The 26,586-nt window shown below is 48.2% G+C and carries 29 protein-coding genes; 17 read left to right on the top strand and 12 right to left on the bottom strand.

The window, feature by feature from the left end:
- Positions 1-41 precede the first annotated feature (41 nt).
- The 3 genes from EA392_09460 to EA392_09470 are packed head-to-tail and all read right to left on the bottom strand — an operon-like array spanning position 42 to position 1,010.
- Positions 42-389 carry a hypothetical protein gene (locus EA392_09460; GenBank protein TVR38691.1) on the bottom strand — a complete coding sequence of 116 codons (348 nt, stop codon included), beginning with the start codon at positions 387-389 and terminating at the stop codon, positions 42-44.
- A complete protein-coding gene (locus EA392_09465) occupies positions 389-730 on the bottom strand; it encodes a hypothetical protein (protein TVR38692.1) in 342 nt (113 codons plus the stop codon). The genes EA392_09460 and EA392_09465 overlap by 1 nt, the downstream gene beginning before the upstream one ends.
- Position 731: 1 nt before the next feature.
- On the bottom strand, positions 732-1,010 hold the full coding sequence (locus EA392_09470) for a YtxH domain-containing protein (GenBank protein TVR38693.1): 279 nt from the start codon (positions 1,008-1,010) through the stop codon (positions 732-734).
- A 243-nt stretch (positions 1,011-1,253) separates the two neighbouring features.
- Here EA392_09470 and EA392_09475 point away from each other — a divergent pair, with 243 nt between their 5' ends.
- Both EA392_09475 and EA392_09480 read left to right on the top strand, forming a co-directional pair.
- Positions 1,254-1,556: a DUF3817 domain-containing protein gene (locus tag EA392_09475; GenBank protein ID TVR38694.1), complete on the top strand. Its 303-nt coding sequence runs from the start codon at positions 1,254-1,256 to the stop codon at positions 1,554-1,556.
- Positions 1,557-1,664: 108 nt separating this feature from the next.
- A complete protein-coding gene (locus EA392_09480) occupies positions 1,665-2,723 on the top strand; it encodes a hypothetical protein (GenBank protein ID TVR38695.1) in 1,059 nt (352 codons plus the stop codon).
- Between the two features lie 158 nt (positions 2,724-2,881).
- On the opposite strand, the gene EA392_09485 is transcribed toward EA392_09480, so the two are convergent.
- The 4 genes from EA392_09485 to EA392_09500 all read right to left on the bottom strand — a co-directional run bounded on the left by EA392_09485 (position 2,882) and on the right by EA392_09500 (position 8,561).
- Complete coding sequence (locus EA392_09485; GenBank protein ID TVR38696.1) at positions 2,882-4,306, bottom strand: glutamate decarboxylase; 1,425 nt, start codon at positions 4,304-4,306, stop codon at positions 2,882-2,884.
- Between the two features lie 182 nt (positions 4,307-4,488).
- The gene (locus EA392_09490; GenBank protein TVR38697.1) at positions 4,489-5,961 is read right to left on the bottom strand and encodes a glyceraldehyde-3-phosphate dehydrogenase; all 1,473 of its coding nucleotides are present in this window, start codon (positions 5,959-5,961) and stop codon (positions 4,489-4,491) included.
- 22 nt (positions 5,962-5,983) lie between these two features.
- Positions 5,984-6,847: an RNA polymerase sigma factor RpoD/SigA gene (locus EA392_09495; protein TVR38698.1), complete on the bottom strand. Its 864-nt coding sequence runs from the start codon at positions 6,845-6,847 to the stop codon at positions 5,984-5,986.
- A 247-nt stretch (positions 6,848-7,094) separates the two neighbouring features.
- The gene (locus EA392_09500; GenBank protein TVR38699.1) at positions 7,095-8,561 is read right to left on the bottom strand and encodes a Do family serine endopeptidase; all 1,467 of its coding nucleotides are present in this window, start codon (positions 8,559-8,561) and stop codon (positions 7,095-7,097) included.
- Between the two features lie 256 nt (positions 8,562-8,817).
- Here EA392_09500 and EA392_09505 point away from each other — a divergent pair, with 256 nt between their 5' ends.
- From EA392_09505 to EA392_09520, 4 genes are read left to right on the top strand one after another with little or no spacing between them, the layout of a single operon-like run.
- Positions 8,818-9,618, top strand: a complete 801-nt coding sequence (locus EA392_09505; protein ID TVR38700.1) for a diaminopimelate epimerase — start codon at positions 8,818-8,820, stop codon at positions 9,616-9,618.
- Positions 9,605-10,135, top strand: coding sequence for an N-acetyltransferase (locus EA392_09510; GenBank protein TVR38701.1), 531 nt, complete (start codon positions 9,605-9,607; stop codon positions 10,133-10,135). The genes EA392_09505 and EA392_09510 overlap by 14 nt, the downstream gene beginning before the upstream one ends.
- Positions 10,119-11,189 carry an endolytic transglycosylase MltG gene (gene mltG, locus EA392_09515; GenBank protein TVR38702.1) on the top strand — a complete coding sequence of 357 codons (1,071 nt, stop codon included), beginning with the start codon at positions 10,119-10,121 and terminating at the stop codon, positions 11,187-11,189. Before EA392_09510 ends, mltG begins: the two co-directional genes overlap by 17 nt.
- 1 nt (position 11,190) lies before the next feature.
- Positions 11,191-12,585, top strand: coding sequence for a phosphoglucomutase/phosphomannomutase family protein (locus tag EA392_09520; GenBank protein ID TVR38703.1), 1,395 nt, complete (start codon positions 11,191-11,193; stop codon positions 12,583-12,585).
- 2 nt (positions 12,586-12,587) lie between these two features.
- On the opposite strand, the gene EA392_09525 is transcribed toward EA392_09520, so the two are convergent.
- Genes EA392_09525 through EA392_09535 form a run of 3 tightly spaced genes read right to left on the bottom strand, consistent with a single transcriptional unit; the run spans position 12,588 to position 15,951 of the window.
- Positions 12,588-13,331 carry a methyltransferase domain-containing protein gene (locus EA392_09525; protein ID TVR38704.1) on the bottom strand — a complete coding sequence of 248 codons (744 nt, stop codon included), beginning with the start codon at positions 13,329-13,331 and terminating at the stop codon, positions 12,588-12,590.
- A complete protein-coding gene (locus EA392_09530) occupies positions 13,319-14,164 on the bottom strand; it encodes a glycosyltransferase family 25 protein (GenBank protein TVR38705.1) in 846 nt (281 codons plus the stop codon). The genes EA392_09525 and EA392_09530 overlap by 13 nt, the downstream gene beginning before the upstream one ends.
- Positions 14,165-14,205: 41 nt before the next feature.
- The gene (locus EA392_09535; protein ID TVR38706.1) at positions 14,206-15,951 is read right to left on the bottom strand and encodes a M23 family metallopeptidase; all 1,746 of its coding nucleotides are present in this window, start codon (positions 15,949-15,951) and stop codon (positions 14,206-14,208) included.
- A gap of 163 nt (positions 15,952-16,114) precedes the next feature.
- On the opposite strand from EA392_09535, the gene EA392_09540 reads away from it, so the two are divergent.
- From EA392_09540 to EA392_09560, 5 genes are read left to right on the top strand one after another with little or no spacing between them, the layout of a single operon-like run.
- Entirely contained in the window at positions 16,115-16,402 is a 288-nt protein-coding gene (locus EA392_09540) for a hypothetical protein (GenBank protein TVR38707.1), read from the top strand.
- 10 nt (positions 16,403-16,412) lie between these two features.
- On the top strand, positions 16,413-16,691 hold the full coding sequence (locus EA392_09545) for a cell division protein ZapA (GenBank protein TVR38708.1): 279 nt from the start codon (positions 16,413-16,415) through the stop codon (positions 16,689-16,691).
- 52 nt (positions 16,692-16,743) lie between these two features.
- Positions 16,744-18,288, top strand: a complete 1,545-nt coding sequence (gene rny / locus EA392_09550) for a ribonuclease Y (protein TVR38709.1) — start codon at positions 16,744-16,746, stop codon at positions 18,286-18,288.
- A 7-nt stretch (positions 18,289-18,295) separates the two neighbouring features.
- Positions 18,296-19,276: an SDR family oxidoreductase gene (locus EA392_09555; GenBank protein TVR38710.1), complete on the top strand. Its 981-nt coding sequence runs from the start codon at positions 18,296-18,298 to the stop codon at positions 19,274-19,276.
- A gap of 58 nt (positions 19,277-19,334) precedes the next feature.
- Complete coding sequence (locus tag EA392_09560; protein ID TVR38711.1) at positions 19,335-20,399, top strand: UDP-N-acetylglucosamine 2-epimerase (non-hydrolyzing); 1,065 nt, start codon at positions 19,335-19,337, stop codon at positions 20,397-20,399.
- Positions 20,400-20,405: 6 nt separating this feature from the next.
- Here the strand turns inward: EA392_09560 and EA392_09565 are convergent, their stop codons facing one another.
- Together EA392_09565 and EA392_09570 are read right to left on the bottom strand one after the other, a co-directional pair.
- Positions 20,406-21,305, bottom strand: coding sequence for a hypothetical protein (locus EA392_09565; protein TVR38712.1), 900 nt, complete (start codon positions 21,303-21,305; stop codon positions 20,406-20,408).
- 55 nt (positions 21,306-21,360) lie between these two features.
- Positions 21,361-22,266 carry a phosphorylase gene (locus tag EA392_09570; GenBank protein TVR38713.1) on the bottom strand — a complete coding sequence of 302 codons (906 nt, stop codon included), beginning with the start codon at positions 22,264-22,266 and terminating at the stop codon, positions 21,361-21,363.
- A 77-nt stretch (positions 22,267-22,343) separates the two neighbouring features.
- Here EA392_09570 and EA392_09575 point away from each other — a divergent pair, with 77 nt between their 5' ends.
- The 6 genes from EA392_09575 to rimO form a co-directional block, all read left to right on the top strand.
- Positions 22,344-23,579, top strand: coding sequence for a competence/damage-inducible protein A (locus EA392_09575; GenBank protein ID TVR38714.1), 1,236 nt, complete (start codon positions 22,344-22,346; stop codon positions 23,577-23,579).
- A gap of 134 nt (positions 23,580-23,713) precedes the next feature.
- Positions 23,714-23,956 carry a 50S ribosomal protein L28 gene (gene rpmB / locus EA392_09580; GenBank protein TVR38715.1) on the top strand — a complete coding sequence of 81 codons (243 nt, stop codon included), beginning with the start codon at positions 23,714-23,716 and terminating at the stop codon, positions 23,954-23,956.
- A gap of 6 nt (positions 23,957-23,962) precedes the next feature.
- A complete protein-coding gene (gene rpmG / locus EA392_09585; GenBank protein ID TVR38716.1) occupies positions 23,963-24,151 on the top strand; it encodes a 50S ribosomal protein L33 in 189 nt (62 codons plus the stop codon).
- Between the two features lie 9 nt (positions 24,152-24,160).
- Positions 24,161-24,313: a DUF4295 domain-containing protein gene (locus EA392_09590; protein ID TVR38717.1), complete on the top strand. Its 153-nt coding sequence runs from the start codon at positions 24,161-24,163 to the stop codon at positions 24,311-24,313.
- A 73-nt stretch (positions 24,314-24,386) separates the two neighbouring features.
- Entirely contained in the window at positions 24,387-25,337 is a 951-nt protein-coding gene (ftsY, locus tag EA392_09595) for a signal recognition particle-docking protein FtsY (protein ID TVR38718.1), read from the top strand.
- Between the two features lie 32 nt (positions 25,338-25,369).
- Positions 25,370-26,586 (top strand): 30S ribosomal protein S12 methylthiotransferase RimO (gene rimO / locus EA392_09600; GenBank protein ID TVR38719.1); only part of this gene is annotated, 1,217 nt, incomplete at its 3' end.

Below are 26,586 nucleotides of genomic sequence, written 5' to 3' on the forward strand. Positions count from 1 at the left end.
GCCGAAAAAGCGACTTGTCACAGCTTTCCGAAACCGACTTGTTACAGCCAGCGTTTGATGAGGCGCTCAGTAAATCGCGTTACGGGCGCTGAGGCTAGTCTGAGAATCATCCGCAGCACGGGATTTTCTACTTTACCAATCAACCAATCGTTCATGATTGAGCCTACGGCAGAGGTTGCCGACATTCGGATTTTCTCTCCGAGTTCACGGTCTTCAAGCACATCGCCAATGATTTGCTTGATGAGGTTTGCCGGGCGCAAGCTGGCCACAATGTCATCTGAGGATTGCTTGAGTGAAATCAACTGCATTTCTTGCCGCTGTTCAAGCAGGGCAATGCTCTGGTTGAGTTCCTCCATCGTTCGTGGTTTTGTTTCCATGCCGGGGTTCATCAGTCAAGCAGGTTTTTGATTACAGTGTTCGCAATGGGGAGCTCCAGTAATTGAACCCTGAATATGCGCAAGATGATCACAACTAGCAGATAGATGCCGGCCACAACAAGGAAACCCAGATAGGCTGCTCCAAGAAGATGCCCCAACCACAGCGCCAAAGCAATGCTCAGGTTGGTAAGAAACAATGTTATTGCCACACCGATAATTAAGTGCGATACGGCCTTACCTGATGTTTTGGCAGTAGCGCGTACCGATTTTAGCCGCGCAATCTCTACCGTCGTTTTCACATACGCCTCGGTATGCGAAACGAGTTCTTCAAAATGCTGCTGGGTGTCCTTCATTTTAGTTGGCCGCGGCCTTTGCGTTCTTCTTCAGATTTTCAACCGTCTCCTTCGCTTCCTGCGCAACACCAGAGGCTTCTTCTTTTACCTCTTCGAATTTTTCCTTTACGTCATCCATGAACTCGTTCATGCTGTCTTTCAGGTCTTCGGCGTAGCGCTTTCCTTCCTTTCGAAGCTTTTTTCTTGTTTTCTCGCCCTTTTCGGGCGCGTACAAAATACCCACAAGTGTACCCACGGCTGCACCTGCGAGAAATCCTACCAAAATCTTTCCACTACTCATGATTAAAGGTTTTTAAGGGTTAAACTTATTTGAACTTATCATTCCGACACACATTCGGTACGTATTTCTATTGAATCGGTCGGAACGAGTAAAATATACAGTTTTTTCCCTGAACTACAAAATTACTCATAGTGCATTGAACTCGCGTTTTTTGTGCTAAAACATGAGCAAACGCGCAGAAATCAAGTCTTGAAGCCGCTAGGTTTGTTGTAACTTTAGGGCTGATTTTTAACATTATTTGTTGTGGATTCATCACTTTTTCAACCCAATGCGCGCGACAGATTTCGGCTTGTTGGTATCCTTGAGGGCATCAGTTTTCTCTTGCTTTTGCTCATAGCGATGCCGCTAAAATACTTCATGAGCATGCCTCTGGCAGTTACCTATGTGGGGTGGGCACACGGCGTGTTGTTTGTAGCCTACATGTTGTTTTTAGCGAAGGCGTGGTGGATGTACAAATGGTCATTTACTAAGATTTTTTTAGCGGTGGGTGCGGCATTCTTTCCGGGAGGTCCTTTTATGTTGGACTCAAAAATTAAGCAATGGTAGCGGTGGTGGAGTGCAATCCAAATCAATCAAACTGGTATGAAGATAAAATGGTTTAACTGGGCGTGGATAGTGGCAATGCTTTGCTCCTCGCATTTGCTTGTTGCACAATTGGAAGTAGAGTCATTTCGAAAAGCGGGGATGGCAGATCATGAAGTGATTCAGGCGGCATTGGATGCATTGGAAGCGCAGGGCAGGGGTAAGTTATCTTTTGACGGCAGTCGCACCTACAGGATTGCAAAATCACTGGAGTTACCGAGAAAGAGTCGGGCCGGGCATTTTGTGCTGGAAGGTAACGGGACTTTGTTGCGGGCTGATTTGGATACCATAAACATCTTTAATCGAATACCACGAAATCAAAGAGAGGCGCTCAACGAGATGATGAGCACGCGTTTCGTTATACAGGATTTCGTTTTTCAGGATGGCGCCAAGGCCATCAATCTTGGAGCAACTTTCGGAAGCGCCATTTTGCGCTGCCATTTCCGCAATCATCGCGAAGCCGCTGTGGATATTCAGTTTGGGCTTCAAACACGTATTGAGCACTGTTTGTCAACCAATTGCTCCAAAGATAATTTTGTGCTGCGCCACGGTGAAGATTGGGGTGGTAACCAGAACAATTCGCAGAGCAACCACAGCGTGATAGAAAGCTGCAGAGTGTTTGCCCGAAAAGATGGCGAAACCTCTTTCAAGGTATTGGCTTCAGGCGGAATAGTATTGAGCAATATTATCAGTGAAGGCCACGGTCAGGTTCAGTATGCGGTGTATGCAGACCGGCTAAACAGCACAACAGTTCGGTATTTCAAGATTAACAATTTTCACCTGGAACACGCCCCGCTTAAAGCTGGGATCTACGTGCGCATGAGTGGAAATTCTGAAATCAATGGCATCTATTATCAAATTGCCCGCGATGAGGTGCCGCTTATCTTGGCCGGACGACAGAGCGGACTCATGCACGTTTCCAACATTCCGCATTTTGTGAGAGGCTCTGTAATGCAGCAAGAACAGTCTGGCGGCGGTGCTGTGTGGGTGCTGACCCATTGTCATCGTGCTTTTTATCAAGCCTCTAATTGGAGGGTAAGAAATTTGGAAGGCGAGCTGGTGAAGGAGTTGCCCTATTATTTTTCCGGACAGGAAGGTGGTCACGGTATTCGACGTTGGCACGGCAGATAGACTGAAGGCTTTAGAACTGGGCTCAAAAAAAGGAGGGCTGCTCTCGCTTGAGCAGCCCTCACTCCAAGGTTCAACCTTTTTTAACCAATCTATTAACCAAACAGATGGGCTTGTTTACGGCCAAAGGGATGATTGGGTTACATCGCAGATGAAAAAAATCAGACTTTTGTAACTGATTTTTCTTCAATCATCTTAGCTTCAGTTAGATAATTCCTGAAAAACCTGTCAATATCCGATTTCTCCAGGTCGGGATTGAGCAAAATCAGGCGAATAGACAGCCCATTTGGTAAGTGGCAGTAGTTTACCATACTCTTACCGCTTTCAACCAGACTTTGGCGAATTTTGTGGTTAAACTTGTCTGCTTCATCTCCGGATGCAGGCACATACCTAAAGTTCACATTCAAGGTTTGCGTAGGGCACATAAGTTCCAATCGTGGGTGCTGCTCAATAACGGATGTGGCGTACTGTGCCAGTGCAAAAAGGTGGTTGATGCGGGCCACATAACCTTCGTCGCCAAAGTATTTCCATGCCAGCCATAGTTTAAGTGAGTCAACACGTTTTCCACATTGAAGTGATTTGGGGCCGAGGTCGTATTGGCTGCTGTCGTCGTTGTGATAAATGTAAGAGGTATCGTCGGAGCTGAGGGCTTCTCGCAGTACGCTTGCATCTTTCACCAACAACACCGAACAAATCAATGGTATATTCATCAATTTGTGGGGGTTCCAGGAGAATGAGTCGCATTGCTCGATGCCGTTAAAGAGGTGCCGCCAATTGGGACTCATGATGGCCGAACCACCCCATGACCCATCGGCGTGCAGCCACATATTGTAGCGGCGTGCAACGGGAACCAATTCTGCCAGATTATCAAAAGCACCCATTTCCGTGGTTCCACAGGTAGCTCCAATAAAAAAGGGCACTTCACCGCGATTCAAGCTTGCTTCAATGGCTTCGGTAAGGGCGCGCGAACATATTTTTCCGTGGTTATCTACGGCCACCTTTTTCAGGTTCTGCGTACCCAGCCCAATGGCATTGGCTGCTTTGGTAAACGAAAAGTGCGATCGCTCTGAAACAAAGGCGGTAAGTGTAGGCAAATGGGCCATTCCTTTTTCTTTGCCCTCTGGAAAGAGATGATTTCGGGCGGTAATCATAGCCACCAGATTGGTGTTGCTTCCGCCGGTGAGGAAAGTTCCATCTCCGTGGGTGAACCTTGTAAAAGAGTTCATCTTTCGAACAATCTCCATTTCCATAAGTGTCGCCACAGGTGCTACTTCGTAGGTGTACATGGAGGTGTTGGAGAGCGATGTGATAAACTCACCCAGTAAAGCCGGCAGGTTCAATCCGCCAAACAACTGGTTGAGATATTGCTTACTGCCGGTTTTTACGCTGAGATGCAAGTACTGGCGGATAAAATCCAGCAGCGCATTGTAAGGTGTGCCGTTTGCCCGTAACTCAAAGTCGAAGCGGCTTTTCAGAGCTTCAGGCAGCATAAACTCATTGACCTTTTGCGCCGGATTATTCAGCGAATCAATATACTCCTGTATGATGTCGAATGTTTCGGCAAGTACCTTTCGGTGGTCTTCCATATCTTCCGCTAAAAAGGTGTCCAAAGGTAGCAAATATGCATGTGAACAACTGTTTTGTTGTTTTGTGCGAATGACCTGTATTTTTTTGGTTTGTCACTCGCAACAATGTGAGCCTTGCACACAGAAAAGCCCGGAACTTTCGTTACCGGGCCCTTCGTTTACACGAACTTTAACTTCAAGGACTAATAGTACACGAGTCGCTGAACTTTGGCGATGTGTTTCGCTAGTCGCAGCACTTGTTTGGTGTAACCAAATTCATTGTCGTACCAAACGTACAACACGATGTTCTTTTTGTCGGGGCTCACGATGGTGGCCGGTGAATCGTACACCGAGCAACATGTGTTTCCGATAATGTCGCTCGAAACGAGCTCCTCGTCAATGGAGTAGTTGATTTGATTTACCAAATCTCCACGCAACGCTGCATCGCGCAGGTAACCGTTTACTTCTTCAAGAGAGGTCTCGCGGTTCACTGAGAGGTGCATAATGGCCAGTGATCCGTTCGGGGTAGGCACGCGAACAGCGTTGGCCGTAAGTTTGTCCTTCAATTGAGGGATTACCTTCGTAACCGCACGCCCGGCTCCGGTTTCAGTGATTACCATGTTGATGGCAGCAGAGCGACCACGACGGGTTTTTTTGTGCATGTTGTCCAACAAATTCTGGTCGTTGGTGTATGCGTGCACTGTTTCGATGTGACCTTTTTCGATGCCTATTTTTTCTTCAATCACATTGAGCACAGGGCAAATAGCATTTGTTGTGCACGAAGCGGCAGAGAACAACTGCGTGTTGTCAATGTCTAATTCCTTGTGATTGATACCGTAAACGATGTTAGGCATTTCTTTCCCCGGAGCGGTAAGAAGAACTTTGCTTACACCTTTTGCTTTCAGGTGGCGTCCGAGTGATTCAGCATCAGCAAATTTTCCGGTGTTGTCAATCACAAGCGCTTTGTCAATGCCATAAGCGGTGTAATCCACATCCTCAGGTTGGTCAGCACAAATCATTTGTACTATCTGGCCGTTGATGATGAGTTGCTCGTTGTTGAGGTCTTCAACCACAGTGCCGTGAAATTCTCCATGCACAGAATCGTTTCGCAGGAGGGCGGCGCGTTTAGAAATCATGCTCTTGTCACGATCGCGGGTAACGATAGCCCGTAAACGCAGTTGTTGTCCTTTACCTGCTTGTTTAATCAATTCGCGCGCAGCCAAGCGACCAATACGACCAAATCCGTAAAGCACAACGTCTTTAGGTTCAATATCGCTGCTGGTTTGGTGACCAATAAAGTTGGCCAATTTGCTGCGAAGAAATTCCTCTTTTGAGGCGAACTGAGCTTTTTCGGTAAGCCACTCGTTGGCAAGGCGGCCGATGTCAATCTTGGCGGGTGCCAGGTCAAAAGTGAGCAGAAGTTCGGCCAGCTCGGCTGAATCATACACCTCAATCGGCCGGTTTACTACCTCGCGGGCGTACACGTGCAGGTTGAGGATTTCAGAGATGTTGGTATCGAGCAGAGGATTTCTGAACAATACCAATTCGACAGACTTTTCATACATCAGTTTGCCGATTGCGTGCATAAGACTAATGGCTGCCCGTTTGCGGTCAACCCAGTCTTTCAACTCGTTATCGTAGGTAGATTTACCTGCGTCCAACGTTTCAGTTGCCATGAAAGATTATTTAGGGGGTTTATTATCCCAGGTAAGACTTCAGCAGTTTGCTGCGTGAAGTGTGTCGGAGACGCTTTATTGCTTTCTCCTTAATTTGCCGAACGCGCTCACGGGTGAGGTTGAACTTGGCACCGATTTCCTCCAGTGTCATGCCGTGCGTTTTACCAATTCCGTAGAAGAGTCGAATTACTTCGGCCTCTTTGTCGCTTAAGGTTGATAACGAACGCTCAATTTCCTTTACCAATGATTCACTCAACAAATCGCGGTCTGCTTTTGGAGAGTCTTCATTGATCATTACATCGAGCAAGGAGTTTGATTCACCTTCCTGAAAAGGAGCATCCACAGACACGTGACGGCCCGAAACCTTCAGTGACTCGGCAACCTTTTCGATGGGCATGTCAAGTGCTACCGCCAATTCATCCACAGTAGGAGGGCGGTCGTATTCCTGCTCGAGCTTGGCGAACATTTTGTTGATTTTGTTCAACGAGCCTACCTGATTCAGAGGCAAACGAACAATTCGCGATTGCTCGGCCAAAGCCTGAAGGATAGACTGGCGAATCCACCATACGGCGTACGAGATGAATTTAAATCCGCGTGTTTCGTCGAAACGTTGGGCCGCTTTAATCAATCCGAGGTTACCTTCATTAATAAGATCCGGAAGAGAGAGACCTTGATTTTGGTATTGTTTTGAAACAGAAACCACAAAACGAAGGTTGGCGCGGGTCAGTTTTTCGAGGGCTGCTTGATCGCCTTTTTTGATGCGGCGGGCCAATTCTACTTCTTCTTCTGCGGTGATGAGGTCTTCTTTACCAATTTCGTGGAGGTATTTGTCGAGCGACTGGCTCTCACGATTGGTAATGCTTTTGGTGATTTTTAGTTGTCTCATGTGGTTTTTTTATCCGTGTGAGTGATGGTGTAGCCCCCCAATCATATATCCCGGCAAAGGTACGCTTTTATTCTCTTGCAATCAAGAGCAGGCTCTGCCGAAATGATGGCAATGTAAAGGCGACAGGAGGGGAGCCCATCGCCTTTTTTTCAATCAGTCTGTCTTAACTGAGGAGACTTTAGGTAATTAGAGTTTACGGTTTCCGTTTTTGTGTCTCGCAGGCCAGCCGATTGATGATTTTATTTTTTTAGAGTCCGAATCCATAGTAGGCCAAAGAGCCGTTGGGATACATTCCCTCAATGAGCACGCCGCCCCGGCTTTCTTTCAGGATATTACCAACATCCTCGGCAGTCTTTACTGGTTTTTTGTCAATTCGCGTGATAATAAAGCCGTTTTTAATTCCGGCCTTTTGAATGGACCCGTCCGTGATATTATCAACCACAACACCTTGCTTTATGTTTAAGCGGCGCAGTGTGTTGCCATCTGCCTCTTCGAAAGTAGCCCCAAAGGCTGCAGTGACCACATCATCTTCACGACTCCTCATTTCAGTGCTACCGTATTGGTTTCTGAGGGTGAGGTTAAAATACTTTTGCTCTTTACCGCGCATTACTCCCACTACCACGCTATCGCCGGGTCGGAACCTCGCAATTTGCTCCTGAAGCTCCGTAACGTTGCGAATATTGGCGTCGTTTACCTTGGTTATCACGTCGCCCACTTTGATGCCGGCTTCGGCGGCTGCACCACCGTCGGTGAGTCCACGAACGTATGCACCGCTGCGACTTTCGAGTTTTTCTGCACGCGCCAGATCTTCAGAGATGTTGGCAATAGATACTCCCACAAAGGCGCGCTGTACCCTTCCGAACTCAAACAAGTCGTTGGTCACTTTTTGAACGATACTGGCAGGGATGGCAAATGCGTAACCGCTGTATGAACCGGTTCGTGATGCGATGGCCGTGTTGATTCCAATTAAATCTCCGTTAATGGTTACCAGCGCACCTCCCGAGTTACCCGGATTTACGGCGGCGTCTGTTTGAATAAACGATTCAATGGGAAACTGATCATTGCCCGGATCGTAGCGCAGCAAATTGAGATTTCGGGCTTTGGCACTAACAATACCGGCCGTCACGGTAGATGTGAGATTAAACGGATTACCAACGGCCAACACCCATTCGCCAACCCTAATATCATCGGAGTTTCCAAAGGTGAGGTAGGGGAGTTCGCTATCGTTAATTTTCAGCAGGGCTAGATCGGTTGATGGGTCCGTTCCAACCACCATCGCCTCATAGGTGCGCATATCGTTCATAGTAACCTCAATTCTGTGTGCTTCGGCAATCACGTGGTTATTGGTTACGATGTATCCATCGGGGGATATAATGACCCCCGAACCTGCTGATCGCGCCGGCTCACCCTGATAGTAGCGGCGGCCTCCAAAGAAGTCGCTCCAGGGATTGTAGTATGTTGGTGGCACAGATTCGGTAGTAACGTGCACCACGGCGTGAACCGATTTTTCAGCGGCATGCGTAAAATCCATGGAGCCGGGAGGAATGGAAGCGTTCGAAACCGGAATGGTTTGAAACGGATGGTACTCCACCAACTGCGATTTTGGATTGTCATTTTTGTTAACGACCAGGTCCCCGCCTAGCCAAACAAAGCTACCTGCGGCTACAAGCCCACCCACGGTGGCAATCAAAAGGGTTGACCAAATTTTCTTCATAGCTTTTCCTATTTAATACCGAGATTTTTTTGAAATGCTTTTCCGTCCTTACTAACGCATTCAGGACGATTGTATGACATCAAAATGCATACAACTTGCATGATGAGTTGTGTTAATTCGTGTTAAGTGTTACATAAAGAGAGGTGTAGCGCCTTTTTTTAGATGTCGGCTTCCCTCACATTTTGGAGCAAAAATCATACCTGCTACTTTACATGAGCAACCTTGTAAGCTGAATACCTAATTTTGCAGAAGCTGTATGGAACTTGCATTCGAAAAATACCAGGGTACGGGCAACGACTTTATTATCATTGAAAACCGGTCTAAATCATTTCCTGTTCACGATGTAAATGTCATTCAATGGTTGTGTCACCGACGTTTCGGAATTGGCTCAGATGGGTTGATTCTAATAGAGCCTGACGAAGTGGCAGACTTCTACATGAATTTTTTCAATCCCGATGGTTCACAGAGTTACTGTGGAAACGGAAGCCGCTGCGCAGTTCTTTTCGCACATTCGCACGGTTGGGTTGGAAATCGTTGTTCATTCAGGGCTATTGACGGCATGCACCAGGGGTTTGTAGATGATAACGGATGGATTCGTATTTCTATGAATCCGGTTGCTTCATGTGTGGAGAACAACTCAGATTTTCAACTCAACACGGGCTCACCACACTATATTCGATTTACGGGTGATGTTGAGCACGCAGATTTGATTGATGTGGGACGAAGCATTCGATACAACGATACCTTTCGCGAAAAAGGAATCAATGTAAATCTGGTGCAAGAGCTCGCAGAAGGCATACTTCGAATGCGCACGTATGAGCGCGGGGTTGAGGATGAAACCCTGTCGTGCGGCACGGGTGTTACCGCGGCTGCACTTGCTTACAGATTGAAAAGTAATTTTCAGGATGAGGTAATCGTTCAGACCAAAGGAGGTGAGTTGAAGGTGCAGGCTGATGCGGATGACAATCGGGGATTTCATAACATTTGGTTGTCCGGACCTGCGCGAAAAGTATTCTCGGGATTTGTTGAAACGAAACACTATCATGATTCAAACTGAGCGACTTATCCTAAGGGCATTGGAGCCGGCGGATGTTCACGCATTGTATCGTTGGGAAAACGATGTCGAGAACTGGTTGGTGAGTCATACCACCAAGCCTTTTTCACAAGCAAGCCTTGAACAGTTCATTCTGAACATTACGGATATCTATTCCGACAAGCAGTTGAGGCTTATGATATCACTCAATGACGACGACTCAACCATTGGCGCCATTGATTTGTTTGAGTGCGATTTTACACACCTGCGCGCCGGAGTGGGTATTTTAATTGGAGAAAAAGAAAGCAGAGGTATGGGTTACGGCAAGGAAGCACTGGACGGACTGGCTACCTATGCGCGCGAAGTTTTGTTTCTTCAACAGCTATATGCAGATGTGCTGGCCAATAATGTGGCTGCCCAACGACTTTTCGATGCTGCGGGATATGAACAAACCGGCATTCGAAAAAACTGGATTCGCACATCTGGTGGCTGGCAGGATTTAATTTTGATGACCAAGAAACTGCATGGCGAAAAAGAATAGCTCCTCCAGACCCCTAATGAGACTCGCCGTTGCCCTTGTGCTCCTGTTGCTGGTGGTGGGGGGCGTCAAGCTCTTCTCACTTTACAAACGTGTTTACTGGCCCAATGTGGCCATTGCGCAACAGAGCAGCGGATACCTTTATATACCCACAGGAGCTAGTCTCGAAACAGTTGCCGGACTGCTGGAGCAGAAGGGATACATACTAAACCGACACACTTTTGAGTGGGTGGCCGAACGAAAAAACTATCGGGGCAACCTCATTGTTCCGGGGAAATATAAGCTGCAGGATGGTATGAGCAACCAGCAGCTCGTTGACCATCTGAGAGCCGGAAATGGCCGACTGGAGGTAAAGCTCACATTCAACAACCTGCGAACACTCGAAGAATTGGCCGGTAGAATGGGCAGCCAGCTTGAACCCGATTCGGCCGATTTTCACTCTGTGCTGTTGAGCCCTGATGTGATGGCCCACTACGGCTTTAACCGCTCTACCTTTGCTGCCATGTTTATTCCCAATACATATCATCTTGATTGGGCAAGCAGTACAGAGTCGGTGATGACCCGAATGGCCGAAGAGTTCAAAAAATTCTGGACTCCTGAACGATTGCAGAAAGCGCGGGCTCTAGGCTTGAGCCAGTCTGAAGTGGTAACCCTTGCGTCCATTGTGCAGGCCGAGCAGCGCCTGAGACCCGACGAGCACAAGCGAATTGCAGGTCTCTATATCAATAGGCTGAGAAAGGGCATGAAATTGCAGAGTGACCCAACGGTTATTTTTGCTGTGGGCGATTTCAGTATCAATCGCGTTCTGTACAAGCATCTTGAATACGACCACCCTTACAATACCTATAGAAACGTAGGATTGCCCCCAGGCCCCATCCTTTTCCCCGACGTTGGAGCTGTTGATGCTGTGTTAAATGCAGAAGAACATAACTTCATCTTTATGTGTGCCCGGGAGGATTTCTCAGGATATCACTATTTTTCAACCAACTTAAGAGAGCACAACCGGTATGCAGAGAAGTACCGAAGGGCTTTAAACGAACGAAAAATCTACAAGTAAGATGAAAATCAAGTTCGGAACGGATGGTTGGCGGGCTGTCATTGGCAAGGAATATACCTTTTACAATGTGGCGCGTGTTTCGGAGGGCGTAGCGCGTTGGCTCGATAAGACTCCCGGAGGTGGTGAAATCATCATCGGTTATGACTGTCGCTTTAACGGGAAGCTTTTTGCGATGGAAGCGGCCAAGGTGTTGGCGCATAGAGGATACCACGTTCGCTTGTCCGGTGATTTTGTTTCTACACCTATGGTGTCTCTGGCCGTTTTGCAGCGCGAAGCACGATTGGGAATCGTAATAACGGCCAGCCATAACCCTCCCGAGTACAATGGATACAAGCTAAAGGGTAGTTTTGGAGGCCCCTTACCCCGCACAGAAGTAGATGAAGTGGAAGCCTTGATTCCCGATCGACTTGACTTTGATCCGCAGGAGCTCAGTTTTGAAGATCTGCTTCAAGCGGGCTGGATCAAGGAAAGCAATCTCGAAAAGAAATATCTGCAGCACGTTCGCGAACACTTTGACCTGGATGCCATTGCACATTCAGGGTTCAGGTTTGCTTTTGACGCCATGTATGGCTCCGGTCAGCGGGTGTTAAGTCAGTTATTGCCCGATACCGAATGCCTGCACTGCGAATACAACCCCTCTTTTAAAGGTGTTCCTCCCGAGCCTTTGGCCCGCAATCTTCAGGAATTTCAGCAGTTTGTTTCAGAGAGACCTATAGATTGCGGCCTGGCAACCGATGGAGACGCAGACAGGATTGCGCTGGTGGATGCGGACGGGCGGTTTATTGATGCTCACCACATTATCCTTATCCTGATTCATTACCTGAAAGGGTACCGAAAGTTAGATGGAGGGGTGGTAACCGCTGTCAGCTCCAGCAACAAAATTGCGCAGCTGTGCGAACACTACGGGCTCCACCTCGATGTGGTAAAAATTGGGTTCAAGTACACAAGCGAACTCATGCGTACCAAAGATGTTCTTGTGGGTGGCGAAGAATCGGGAGGCATAGCCGTTAAAGGCCACATACCGGAGCGTGATGGAATATGGATGGGCTTGATTATTTGGGAATTCATGTCCCGTACCGGAAAAACCCTCCGTCAAATCATTGACGAAATATATGCACTGGTAGGCTCTTTTGCCTTTGAGCGAAGGGATCTCAGGTTGTCGGAAGAAGCCAAGCAACGAATTGTAAACAACTGTGAAAATGGAAAGTACTCTGCTTTTGGCGAGCACAAGGTTCAGCGGGTTGATACACTTGATGGCTTTAAGTACATTTTGAATAGCGATACCTGGGTGATGATTCGGCCTTCGGGTACAGAGCCTGTATTGCGGATGTACGCCGAGGCACCCACCCGTGAGGAAGTAACCGCATTGCTCGATACGGTTATTGAAAGTGTGTAGTATCAACTTTTCAGCAGCCCAACTGAGCGCAGAAGTTTTTTCCCAATCCACCTGAAGTATTCCGTAAAAGAAGCTTTCCCGCTGAGAATTTTTTCCAATCGAGCGGCCTTGTAACTGTACATGTCCGGGTGGATAGCCTCGAAGTTGGGAGAAAAGTTGCCTGATTTATCAGTGGCAAAGGCTTGCCCATTTCTCGTGTAAACAAACACATTTTGGCGATACCAAACCTGAATCCGTTTGTCTCCCCATATGGCGGGCCGGATAAGGTCGTGTTGTTGGTATCCGTGTTTGGCAAAAAGCTCAGCCCAGTATGATGGCCACTGCTCATTCAAATGATTTTGCCCTCCCTGAAATGGAATTGCCGCACCAAAAACCACAGTGTCGCTACTTTGTACAATGTTGTTCACGAAGGTTTCAGCGCAGTCGGGGTGAATGTGTTCTCCTACTTCGAAGCTAATAGCCAAATCGTACTTTTTATTCAGATTCACCGGCGCTCCTAAATCACATTCCCGAAACGAGGATTCAGAAATGTTTTTTCTCAATTTCTCCCTGTTCACCCAGGAGCCGTCCAGCCCGAGCACATCTTCTATCCCTTGCTCGTTGAAGACCCGAAGAAAAGTCCCGATTCCGCAGCCAAAGTCCACCACGCTGTTCGGTTTAAAAAGCTCCATAAGCACAGGAACCATTGCACCGGGCGACTCCATGTGATGGAGCTTTTCATCATGATGGTATGTTACTTTAGCCATTTCGGACGTTCTTCAGAATGAATGACTTGTTGCCTTTTTCTTAGGTTTTTCTCCCGACGCGAACGCAACATTTGGTAAACCCCAGGCAGTTTAACGGAGTCTATCCATCTGGACAGAATGCGTTTCCAGGGTGAATGAAAGTAGTCAATGCTGCTTTTAAAAGGCTCAGCATCTATTAGACGAGGAAAAACGCAGCGCATGCTATTGAGCAGACCATGCTCGTAAAAATAACCCCAGCTGTCTGCGCTCACGCGAATTGGGAGAATTCCATTCACCAGGCGCTTTGCAGCCGCAAGGGTAATCATGTATGCGCCGGTAGTAATGGGTTGATGAATGTTAACCGGATAACACAAGTGGTGCTCGCCTTTGTAGTTGACAGATTCATGTGTGCTGATATTTAGTGTTTTGTGTGATTGGTAGTACAGCATCACTACTTCGTCCGTTTGAAGAATTGGAGCCAATGCTTCCAGGTGTTCATTGAGATTCTCAGGCAATACCATGTCATCCTCAAGAATAAGGGCAACGGGCGTTTCTTTCATCACCATTTCCTTGTAGATATTCAGGTGCGACAAGGCACAGCCGATTGCCCCCTTCGTTAGCCATGTCGGATGTTTCGCCAGAGCCTCAGCATCGCAAAGCTCTTTTATATCCCCTTCAGTCAAGTGATTGCCAACAACCGCATCACACATGGTGTACTGCATATTTGCTTTGCGTAACTGCAGTTCAATATGTTCTCTTCTACGTGTAGCACTTGCGAGACTTACTACGTATGTCGGAATGTTATGTGTTGCTTTTGAAGTGATGGAGAAATGAGTTTTAAACTTGGCGGCTATGCTGCTTTGGGAGCGAAAGGTACAGAATCAGAAAAAAACGCTCAGAAGTTTAGGCTCGCTTTATAGGTAGCTACATTGTTGCGCTCATCGGTTACTTTCACCACCAATTCACGGGTGCCTTTGAATCGGCCTTTCTCAAGGTGGTGTGTAATCCGAGAGGCTTTGGGCTCGTATTCCATCAAGATCCATTCGCCATCAATGCGTGCTTCAAAATGTTTGATGCCGCTGAGGTCATCCGTAATAGATAGGTCAATGCGCGGAACTCCCGCCATATTCTTCCCATTGAAGATGTTCATAGGCTTGATACGAGGCGGCACCGTATCTATGCGAGCCGTGAATGAGCCGAACTCGCGCAGTCTTGTGGTAACCCATCCATCTTTGTAACGTCCACCTTTGGCCTTGTGGTATTGCCCCCCGGTTACTGCGGTTACCAATACCTTTTCCTCCAATTCTTCGGGAATATCGTCAATTTTCATTCTTAAAGTGAACCACTTATCCACAGGCACCATTCCATCGTGAATGTGGTGAACAGGGCCAAGTGAGTTCCACAATTTGGCACCCTCGGCATAGGTGAAATCGGTGTCTTCATACAGCCGTTGTGGAGGTATGGTTAGTGCCAGGTTATCCGTTTCAAAAACATTTTCGCGGTCGTGATGAAAAACATCCTTCACCTTTTTTCCGACAGTAGGAACAGTTGCAGGAGCTTGTGTTAACCACTCAACCTGAAACTGCAGAGTGGACTCATTGCCGTATGAATCGTTGACGACGTATTGGAAGCTATGCCGTCCGTGCGGAAGATGTACAACACCATTGTTCACAGCAGTTTTGTATACGGTGAGGTCGTTGTATGGGCTTACATAACTTCGGTGGTAATGCCATTTTTTGAGATGAAAAAGCCTGAAGTCTTTATAGGTGTTTATTTGCCTGAAAGTGTTAAAATTGATACTGTCTAACTGACTTTCAAAGATCAGTTCATCCTCTTGATACAGTCTGATTCGGTGAATGCCGCATTTGTTGGGAAACTCATTGAGCAGGTCGTAGGTGTGAACGGCAAAAGACGCAGGTCCAAAAACGCGAACAACTTGTTGATTTTTGAGTGTATACTTTCCGTTCGATCCCGCTACCACGTAACTCATGTCGTCACGTCTTCCTTCCACAGTGCTGGAGTCGCTCATCGGGTAAACGCGCAGCCCTCGGACAATAGGAGGAATATCGTCTTTAATTGCGAAGTTAAATAGCAAGGGGTTCAAAGAGAGTTGGCTGGTTGTTTCTCGAATCTCAAAATGCAGGTGTGGTCCGCCCGATCCGCCCGTATTGCCCGATTTGGCGATAACTTCGCCCCGCTCTACGGGTGCCTGATGGGGTTCGAGTTTGAGGTCCAATTCAAAAGATTCCAGGGAGTATTGCTCTACACGTGCCAAAAGCGCCAGTTTGGGACTGAGTGTTTTGAGGTGAGCATACACAGTGGTGTAGCCGTTTGGGTGGTCGATGTACAAAGCATTTCCATAGCCATAGGGAGATATGCGAATACGAGATACGTAACCTTCTGCCGCTGCGACAACATTCATTCCTTCTACCCCCTGGGTTTTGATGTCTATGCCTGAGTGGAAGTGATTGCTTCTCAATTCTGCAAAATTCCCTGAGAGGAAAAGCGGAATATCCAGTGGAGCTGAAAAATAATCAACCGGCCAATGAGCGGGCTGTGCACTGGCGGGCACCGACCAAAAAAAAGCCCCGAACAACAGGGCTGTCATAACTGCCAAATGACTGAAAGGTATCTTAAACATGTGTTAGCAAAAATAAGTGTTGCTGCGGGTCGCCATCATTGGTGCTCACACAGATTTCAACAAATGCGGGTGCAAATGTTGTGCCTGATGATAAATTCTGAAGTTGGTCAAGTGGCTTCACTGTGCTACCTTTGTGCACGAAATGATCAGGTAAAAAACTACCATGTCACAATTGCTCGATAAACTTTCTGATTTAAACCATCTTGTAGATAAAATCGGAAAGCGTTTGGCTGATTTGGAAGCTGAGAATGATGCCCTCAGGGCAGAGTTGAGAACCAAAGAGATGGCTGTTCAGAGCATGCAGGCAGAAGTTGAAAACCTGAAAGAACAACACAAGTTAATGACGCTGACCTCGTCGTTGCCCAAAGGTGAACATCGCAAAGATGTAAAGCTCAAAATCAACGATATGGTAAGAGAGATTGACAAGTGCATTGCTTTGTTGAATACGTAGGAACATCCAGATGAGCGAGTTATCTATACGGGTTAGTATTGCCGGCAGGGTTTATCCTCTTACTGTGGAACAGCAGGAGGAGGAAATAGTGCGCAAAGCGGCTAAGTACATCGACCAGAAAATTAACGAGCTCAAGAACCAATACGCTGTGAATGACATTCAGGACTACCTCGCCATGGTAGCTTTGGAGATGTCTGCTAAACTACAGGAACCACCGCCAACAACCGATGTGGAGATGGATGAACAGGTTGAAGTATTGCGTAAAAAGCTGGAATCCTGCATGAAATAAGCGATGCGTTTGCCCTTCTCCTTTCAGGGGTTTTAAACTAAAGAAGGAAAAAATGGGAGAAATGACTTATGCCGTAATTGGCCTGTTTGCCGGAGTTTTAGCCGGTGGATTGGTCGTTTACCTCGTGCTGAACGGTTTGCTGAAACGGCGCAATGAGGCGGTTATCAAGGAGGCAGAGAAAGAAGCCGAGCAAATCAAGAAAGACCGCATTTTGCAGGCCAAGGAAAAGTTCCTGCAGTTAAAGGCTGAGCACGAGAAAATGATCAATGAACGCAACCAAAAGTTGCAGCAGTCTGAAAACAAGTTCAAGCAGCGTGAATCGCAGCTCAACAAAAAGACTGAAGAGGTGAACCGGCTCAACAAAGATTTGGAGCGAAAGCGCGGCAACCTCGACCAGCAGCTCGAGATTGTGAACAAAAAGCAGGAAGAGCTGCGTAAAGAGCATCAACGCCAGGTTGAGGCCCTTGAAAAGCTATCGGGCTACTCCGCCGAAGAAGCGAAAAATCAATTGGTGGAAGCTCTGCGGGATGAAGCAAAGACCGCGGCCATGGCCATGATTAAGGAGATTTCGGATGAAGCAAAACTCACAGCCAACCAGGAAGCTAAGAAGATTGTAATCCAGTCTATTCAGCGCGTGGCAACGGAGCATGCCATTGAGAATTCAGTGTCGGTTTTCAACATCGAAAACGACGATATCAAAGGTCGAATCATTGGACGTGAAGGCCGAAACATCCGTGCGATAGAAGCTGCAACCGGCGTTGAGGTTATTGTAGATGACACGCCGGAGGCCATTATCCTGAGTTGCTTTGACCCTGTTCGTCGCGAAATTGCGCGACTCTCATTGCACCAGCTTGTAACAGACGGTCGTATCCACCCGGCAAGGATTGAAGAGGTGGTGAAGAAAGTTACCCGCCAGATTGAAGACGAAATCGTAGAAACCGGTAAGCGCACATGTATTGACCTTGGAATCCATGGTCTTCATGCGGAGCTGGTTCGCATGGTAGGCCGCATGAAATATCGCTCGTCGTACGGCCAGAACCTGCTGCAGCACAGCCGTGAGGTTGCCAATCTTTGCGCAACCATGGCTGCAGAACTTGGTCTGAGCACCAAAGCCGCCAAACGGGCAGGTCTATTGCACGATATTGGAAAAGTACCTGACGATGAGCCCGAATTGCCGCACGCCATTTTGGGTATGCGTCTCGCTGAGAAGTACGGAGAGAAACCCGACGTGTGCAACGCCATCGGTGCGCACCACGACGAAGTGGAGATGACCAGCCTTATTTCGCCCATCGTTCAGGTGTGTGATGCCATTTCAGGAGCCCGCCCCGGTGCACGTCGCGAAGTGGTTGAGGCCTACATTCAGCGTCTGAAAAATCTGGAAGACCTTGCGCTCAGCTACCCCGGTGTAACCAAGTCTTTTGCCATTCAGGCCGGCCGTGAACTGCGTGTGATGGTGGAGTCTGAAAAAGTGACTGATCAGCAGGCAGAACAGCTCTCGTTTGATATTTCGCAGCGCATCATGAATGAGATGACCTATCCTGGTCAAATCAAAGTAACTGTGATTCGCGAAATGCGCTCAGTGAACTACGCCAAGTAACAACCGGATGGACTTTGCCGGAACACGCATTTTGGTAACGGGTGGGGCCGGGTTTATCGGTTCCAATCTTTGTGAGGCCCTCCTTGAGCTGGGGGCCGGGGTGCGGTGTTTCGATAATTTCCTCACCGGAAAGCGATCCAATATTGAACAGCTTTTGGCGCACCCCAACTTCGAGCTGATGGAAGGTGACATTCGCATTCAGCAAGATTGTGAAAACGCTGTTGCAGGTTGCCGCTGGGTGCTTCATCAGGCGGCATTGGGTTCTGTGCCTCGTTCGGTTGCCGACCCCATTACAACCAACGAAATCAATATCAACGGTTTTCTGAACATCATTGAGGCAAGCCGAAAAGCCGGAGTAGAGCGCTTCGTATATGCTGCGAGCTCTTCAACCTATGGCGATCACCCTGGACTGCCCAAAGTAGAAGATAAAATCGGGAAGCCGTTATCTCCTTATGCGGTAACTAAATACGTAAACGAGCTCTATGCGGATGTGTATGGCAAGCTGCATGGTTTGCCAAACATAGGGTTGCGCTATTTCAACGTGTTTGGGAGGCGTCAAGATCCGGACGGAGCATACGCAGCAGCCATTCCGAAATTTATCCGGGCGTTCATGCGATACGAGTCCCCGGTGGTTCACGGCGATGGTTCACAAACCCGTGATTTCACCTACATTGATAACGTGATTCACGCCAACCTTTGCGCCCTTACCACCAAGAACCCCGAAGCCCTAAACAAAGTGTACAACGTGGCGTTTGGCGAAAGCACTGACTTGAATTCTCTTGTGAAAATTCTGAAAGCAGAGCTCGCGAAATTCGATGAGAAAATTGCGGGGGTTGATATCTCCCATGGCGCCCAGCGTGTGGGTGATGTGAAACACTCACTGGCGGATATTTCTCGAGCCAGAAACCTGCTGGGTTACAATCCCCAATTTAATTTTCGCGAGGGTATAGAAAAAGCCATTGAGTGGTATTGGCAACATTACCGATAGTACTTACAGATAGTTTCAGGATAGTGCTAACCCTGAAATTTGTTCCTTTATCCTGATTATGTCACGCACCATCCTTCAGATTATCGGAGCTCGTCCTCAGTTTGTGAAGCTCGCTGTGGTAAGCAGAGCTTTGGCGGCACATTCCGGAGTGCGCGAAATCATCGTTCACACCGGTCAGCATTTTGATGCCAATATGTCGGCTGTCTTTTTTGAGGAGTTGGAAATTCCACAACCCGACTTCAATCTCGGGATTCATGGAACCGGCAATGAAGGCACGATCCAAACCATGCGCGAGGCGTTGGTTGCTTTGATGCAATCTGTTTCCTCAGATGTGGTGGTGGTTTACGGCGATACATACAGCACACTTGCGGGTGCTTTGGCAGCCGAGGAATTGCAAATTCCACTTGCTCATGTAGAAGCGGGTTTGCGGAGTTTCAATGCCTCTATGCCCGAGGAACACAACCGTATAGAAACGGATAAGAGGGCTCATTGGTTGTTTGCACCTACTGATGTGGCTATGATGAACCTGGCGAATGAAGGGTTGGATAAAGCTCCGAGAATCGTGGCGAATACAGGTGACGTGATGTACGACGCGGTTCGCTATTACGCTCAGCGTGCTAAAAATGAAAGCATCGAACCAGTACCTGGGCATTTTGTGCTTTGTACCCTTCATCGCGCCGAAAACACTGATGATCCCGAAAGGCTAAAAGAACTTGTTGATGCCCTCAATGAAATCTCTCGCCGCTTTGAGATTGTACTGCCATTGCACCCACGGACAAGGCAGCGGTTGCAGTCCTTCGGACTGCGCTTTGTTTTCCCCACCCACCCGCCCTTGTCCTACCTCCGCATCCTGCAACTCCTTCGTCATTGCCAATTTGTTCTCACCGATAGTGGTGGATTGCAAAAAGAAGCTTACTTCCTCGGTAAGTATTGCATCACCTTACGCGATGAAACAGAGTGGACCGAACTTGTAAAAGGTGGGTACAACCAACTCGCAGGTGCCGATAAGCAGCGAATTCTGGCTGCGGTGCAGAATATTCCTTCCGAAAAGGGGGTTTTTAGCGAAGGATGGTACGGGCAGGGAAATGCCGGAGAAAAGATTGTAAGTGCGCTCCTGGGCTAAACATCCTCAAGTGGACGAAAAGATTGCCAACAGCTTTTTGAGTTCTTCAATTTTGGCCTCCTCGCCACTGTGCTGATAGGCAAAAATCAGGTTGTGAATACACCGAACCATCATCACACTGTTGTCGCACGGCATGAAGTATTCGGGTTTAGGTTCCAGCTTTTGCCGCTTGAGGAATCGCACAATTTCGGCCCTGTTCAGTAAAATGCCTTTGCTGAATGCATCCAGGTAGAAAAGCACTTTGCGCTCTTTGTTGGCAGTGTCGGTTTCGCGGTATATGTTAAATCGGTCTTCGTAGGCAAGCACAAAATGGTGTGGTAGGTTTACACCAAAAATCGGTACATCAAGACTTTCTGCCAAAATGATGTACAGCATGCTCAATGACAAAGGGTTGCCTCTTTTCGATTCCAGAACGTGGCTCAGATAGGAATTGTGCGGTGCGTGGTAGTTTTTCTTGTTTCCTTTAAAGCCGTGCACGTTAAAGATGATTTCGTTCATCACGCGAACCTGTTCAAACGCTGTGAGGTTATCGTTCAGTTCCAGCCAGATATCCTGACGAACACGCGCAATGGTTTCGCGGATTTCTGATTCGTCCAACTCGGGGTATTGGTAGCGGTTAATGATTAAAGCACCTTCAAGCAGACTTTCGGCACCGCTTTGGTACCACTCCTTCAAGCTCAGCTCAACCGACGTGAACTGAATTTCGTGGATGATGTCTTCAATGCGCTGCTGAAACACATCGCCCGGTTCCTGGTCTTCCCAGAAAAGCTCAAGTTTGGGTATTACCGAAATTCCCAGTGATACTATCTGATCGCGAACCTGGGTGTAAATTTGATCGTCGGGGTCGTCAATCAGGTTGAGCAGGGCATCAATCTCTTCGGGCTTGAGCGGCGAACCATCATTCATAGTACGAATGTACAACGCGGCAGAGCACACCCTGTTCGCCCATAGAGCTCCTTTTTCAATAGCCTGATGTTAATCGCTCCAATACCACGCGTATCATTCTGTCTACGGCAGCGTGGTAATCACGGCTGAATTCCATGCGCATACGATTGGCGATGATGGTGCAAACCGTTGCAGTTTGATGGCCCAGCATTCCGCCCAGTCCATACAAGGCTGAGGTCTCCATTTCGAAGTTGGTAATGCGGTAACCGCGGTGCGCAAAGCTGCTCAGTTGTTCGTTGAGCCGGGGCAGTCGCGTGGGTATACGGAGCATTCGCCCTTGCGGACCATAAAACCCGCATGCCGTGGCGGTAATGCCGTGGTTCATTTCGGGGCCGTCAATGCGCTCAAAGAGGTTTTTGCCCGCTGCCGCCACGTAGGGAGATCCCATGTCCTGCGGCCAGTTTGCGTGCCCGAGAAAAGCGTTTCGTAACTCCATTTCTTCTTCTTCAAACTCACACTGGTAGTAATTCAGCACCTGATCCAAGCCCAGGCCATGGGTAGAAAGCAGAAACTGATCTACTCCAAGATCCGGTTGGAGTGCGCCGGAGGTTCCGAGGCGAACAATATTCAAGGAGGTGTGCTCCGGAAGGATAGTGCGGTTTTGAAGGTCGATGTTTAGGAGTGCGTCCAGTTCATTCAGCACGATGTCAATATTGTCGGTGCCAATACCGGTTGACATGGCCGAAACGGGCATTGTGCCAATCCTGCCTGTGTGGGTAACAAACTCTCTGTTGGTAACCCGGTGATCTACGTGGTCGAAGTATTTCGAAACTTTTTCAACCCTGCCTTGATCGCCAACTACAATGATGTTGGATGCAATTTGATCAGGATGAAGATTGAGGTGATACACGGCACCATTTTCGGTGAGCACCAACTCTGAGGCGGCGAGTTGCCCATCAGTAACTTGTCGAGATACTTTCATTTTCCAAAAGTAGTAATTGCATCAACGCAGTATTGAGTACATCCATTGGCCGCATCAATATTGCTTACCTTTGACACATGCGAGCCGAGATAATTTCCATAGGTGATGAACTGTTGTTGGGTCAAACTATCAATACCAACGCAGCATGGATGGGCAGGGAGTTGCATGAGGCCGGCATCAGCCTGCAGCAGGTAGTAACCATCACTGATAGCAGGGATCATATTCTTTCGGCGCTGAAGGAGTGTACAGAACGCGCAGATGTGGTTCTGGTAACCGGAGGTTTGGGGCCCACCCGCGACGACATTACCAAAGAGACATTGTGCTCCTTTTTCAATACCAAACTCGTTCGAAACGAAGAGGTTTTGGCTGCCATCCGACGGTATTTTGGTGAAAAAGGCATTCCGGTGTTGCCCGCCAACGAAGCACAGGCTGATTTGCCGGAGAAAGCGGATATTTTACCCAATCCCAGGGGTACAGCAATGGGAATGTGGTTTGAGGAAAACAACAAAGTGGTGGTTTCTATGCCCGGGGTTCCGCACGAAATGGAAGGCATGATGCGTGAACAGGTGTTACCGAGGCTTCGCAGGCTATACGGAAACGGCGGTTTTTACTACGAAGTGGTGCAAACCATTGGTGTAGGCGAGTCGCGCATTGCACATACCATTAAGGACTGGGAAGATCGTATTCGATCAGAGGGTCTTTCGCTGGCTTACCTGCCCTCATCGGGCATGGTGCGCCTGCGTGTGAGTGGGCCTGTTGAGATGAAGGAACGTGTTACACTTGAGGCCTCCAGACTGGAAGAACTCTTGGGTGATATTGTCTTTGCACGAGGTGATTACGGAATTGCTGAAGTATTGGGTGCCATGCTCAGGGAGCGGAAAATGACCCTTGCGGTTGCGGAGAGTTGTACGGGGGGGTATCTTTCCGAAATGATTACTTCTGTTTCAGGAAGTTCTGATTACTACCTGGGAGGGGTAATCTCCTATCATCGCATGTTGAAATCGGGTGTATTGGGAGTGGATGAGGCGGTGATAGATGCAGAAACCGCCGTATGCGAAAAAGTAGCAGTACAGATGGCAGACGGTGTTCGAAAACTTACCGGTGCAGATGTTGCTCTGGCCACTACAGGCATTGCCGGGCCCGATGGGGGCACGCCAGAGAACCCGGTTGGCACGGTTTGGATTGGAATCAGCTCAGCAGCCGGAAGTCGGGCAGAGCGATTTACTTTCGGACGAAACCGGTCGCGCAATATTAGGGTGGCCTCCTTGTTTGCCTTAAATATGCTTCGGAAGCACCTCATAGCCGGATTATGAGCCGATCCGTTTCAGGAGAAAACGGCGTAAAAAAAATCAAAAGAGTGATGGCAGCATATTTTTTCGCTTTTGGGGTTGCTCAACTCGAATAAAAACCCGAAGTTTGCACGCCCATTTTGAAAAATCAGAATACGATGTCTCGAATTTGTCAAATCACAGGAAAAAAGCGGCAGGTAGGCCACAAGGTTTCACACTCAAATGTGAAGACCAAGCGTACCTTTGAGCCCAACCTGTTCACAAAAACGTACCAATTGCCGGAGAGCAACAAGCAAGTTACGCTGAAGGTTTCGGCCGCTGGTATGCGCACCATCAATAAATTGGGTATCCAGGAGGCACTCAAGCGCGCCAAAGAAAAAGGCTACTACACCGAAAAATAAGACGTCATGGCCAAGAAAGGAAAAGGAAACAGAATTCAGGTTATTCTCGAGTGTACCGAGCACAAGGAAAGTGGCATGCCCGGAATTTCCCGATATATTACCACCAAAAATCGTAAGAACACTCCCGATCGCATGGAGATTAAGAAATACAATCCCATTCTTAAGCGCATGACGGTTCACAAGGAGATTAAATAACATTGAATCATGGCAAAGAAAACAGTAGCAAGTCTGCAAACAGGTGGTGGAAAAAACCACACCCGCGTGATTAAAATGGTGAAGTCTCCCAAATCCGGAGCTTACGCCTTTAAAGAAGAGATTGTAACCAACGACGAAGTAAACGGTTGGTTTAACTCTTAATATCAGTTTCAACCTCATTGAAAAGCAGGCTTTTTCCAAATAAAGGAGAAAGCCTGTTTCGTTTCAGGTAGCCATGGGAATATTCAGCTTTTTTTCGCGGGAAAAGAAAGAGACCCTCGACAAGGGACTCGAGAAAACAAAAGAAAACGTTTTCTCCAAGCTTGCGCGTGCCGTTGCAGGAAAGGCGCACGTAGATGATGAGGTGCTCGACAACCTGGAAGAGGTGTTGGTCACGTCTGATGTGGGCGTTGAAACCACCCTCAAAATTATAGGGCGAATCGAAGAGCGTGTGGCCCGCGACAAATACCTGGGTACATCCGAACTCAACCAGATTCTTCGCGATGAGGTATCGTCGCTGCTAACCGAAAACAACAATGATGACGCCGTAGAATTTTCCATCCCGAAGGTGGATGGCCCATACGTGATTATGGTGGTAGGTGTGAACGGCGTCGGAAAAACCACCACCATTGGTAAGCTGGCGCACCAATTCAAACAAAAAGGATTGAAAGTGGTACTCGGTGCTGCCGATACTTTCAGGGCAGCGGCTGTGGATCAATTGCGCATATGGTCTGAACGCGTTGGGGTTCCTATGGTTCAGCAGGGCATGGGTGCCGATCCGGCTTCGGTTGCATACGATACCCTTCAGTCTGCCATGGCGTCGGGGGCCGATGTGGTGATTGTGGATACCGCCGGCCGTCTGCATAACAAAGTAAACCTCATGAACGAGCTCACCAAGATTCGCACGGTCATGAAAAAAGTGCTGCCAGAAGCACCGCACGAGGTATTGCTTGTGCTGGATGGATCCACCGGCCAAAACGCCATTGAGCAGGCCCGACAGTTTACACAGGCCACCGAGGTAAGTGCCCTGGCTCTCACCAAGATTGACGGAACAGCCAAAGGTGGAGTGGTGATTGGCATTTCCGATCAGTTCAAAATTCCTGTAAAGTACATCGGAGTAGGAGAGGGCATTGACCATCTTCAGGTGTTCAATAGGCGTGAATTTGTGGATTCACTCTTCGGTTAAGAGGCCCGAATTCACTGAACCAAAGCTGAAAAATGAAAACCAGATCGCTTAAAAAGAACAAGGTAAACGTAGTCACCCTCGGGTGCTCCAAGAATATTTTTGACTCCGAAGTCATGATGGCTCAGCTTCGCGCCAATAAATTTGACGTGAGCCACGAGTCAGAAACAGATGATGCGGAAATCGTAATCATCAACACCTGTGGCTTTATTGACAACGCCAAGCAGGAGAGTATTGACACCATCCTGCAATACGCTGAGGCCAAGAAAAGCGGTTGGGTGGAAAAAGTATATGTAACCGGATGTCTTTCTGAGCGATACCGGAACGACCTTGAAAAGGAAATTCCTGAGGTGGATGCCTACTTCGGAACCCGCGAGTTGCCCCGTCTGCTCAAAACCCTGAAGGCTGATTACAAGCATGAGCTGGTGGGCGAGCGCTTGCTGACCACCCCTGTGCACTACGCATATTTTAAAATTGCCGAGGGCTGCGACCGCCCCTGCGCCTTTTGTGCCATTCCACTCATGCGCGGAAAACACCGATCTACTCCCATGGAAGAGCTTGTGGAAAGCGCGCGCAAGCTCGCAGCTCAAGGCACAAAGGAGCTTATTCTTATCGCGCAGGATCTTACCTATTACGGTTTGGACCTCTATGGCGATCGCGTACTGGCTAAACTGCTCGCTAAATTATCAGAGGTTGAAGGAATTGAATGGATTCGTCTACATTACGCCTACCCAAGCGGATTTCCGATGGATGTGCTGGATGTGATGAAAAGCAAACCCAACATTTGCAACTATCTGGATATGCCCTTGCAGCACGCATCAACCAACGTGCTGAAAGCCATGCGCCGCGGTATTACCGGTGAAAAAACAGTGGAGTTGCTAAAAACGATTCGCGAGCGGGTACCGGGCATTGCCATGCGCACTACCTTGATTGTGGGTTTTCCCGGTGAAACCGATGAGGACTTTGAACTGCTCAAGCAATGGGTGCGCGATATGCGCTTTGATCGATTAGGGGTATTTACCTATTCCCATGAGGAAAATACCCATGCTTATCAGATGAAAGATGATGTGTCTGAGGAAGTTAAAAAAGCCCGCGCAGAGGAAATTCTCGCTATTCAGTCGGAAATCTCGTTGGAGCTCAATCAAGAGAAAGTAGGGAAGGTGTTCAGGGTGTTGATTGACAGGGTAGAGGGTGGATATTTCGTCGGACGAACGGAATTCGACTCACCCGAGGTGGACAACGAAGTGCTTGT

It is taken from the genome of Cryomorphaceae bacterium (assembly GCA_007695365.1).
Lineage (GTDB): Bacteria > Bacteroidota > Bacteroidia > Flavobacteriales_D > SKUL01 > SKUL01.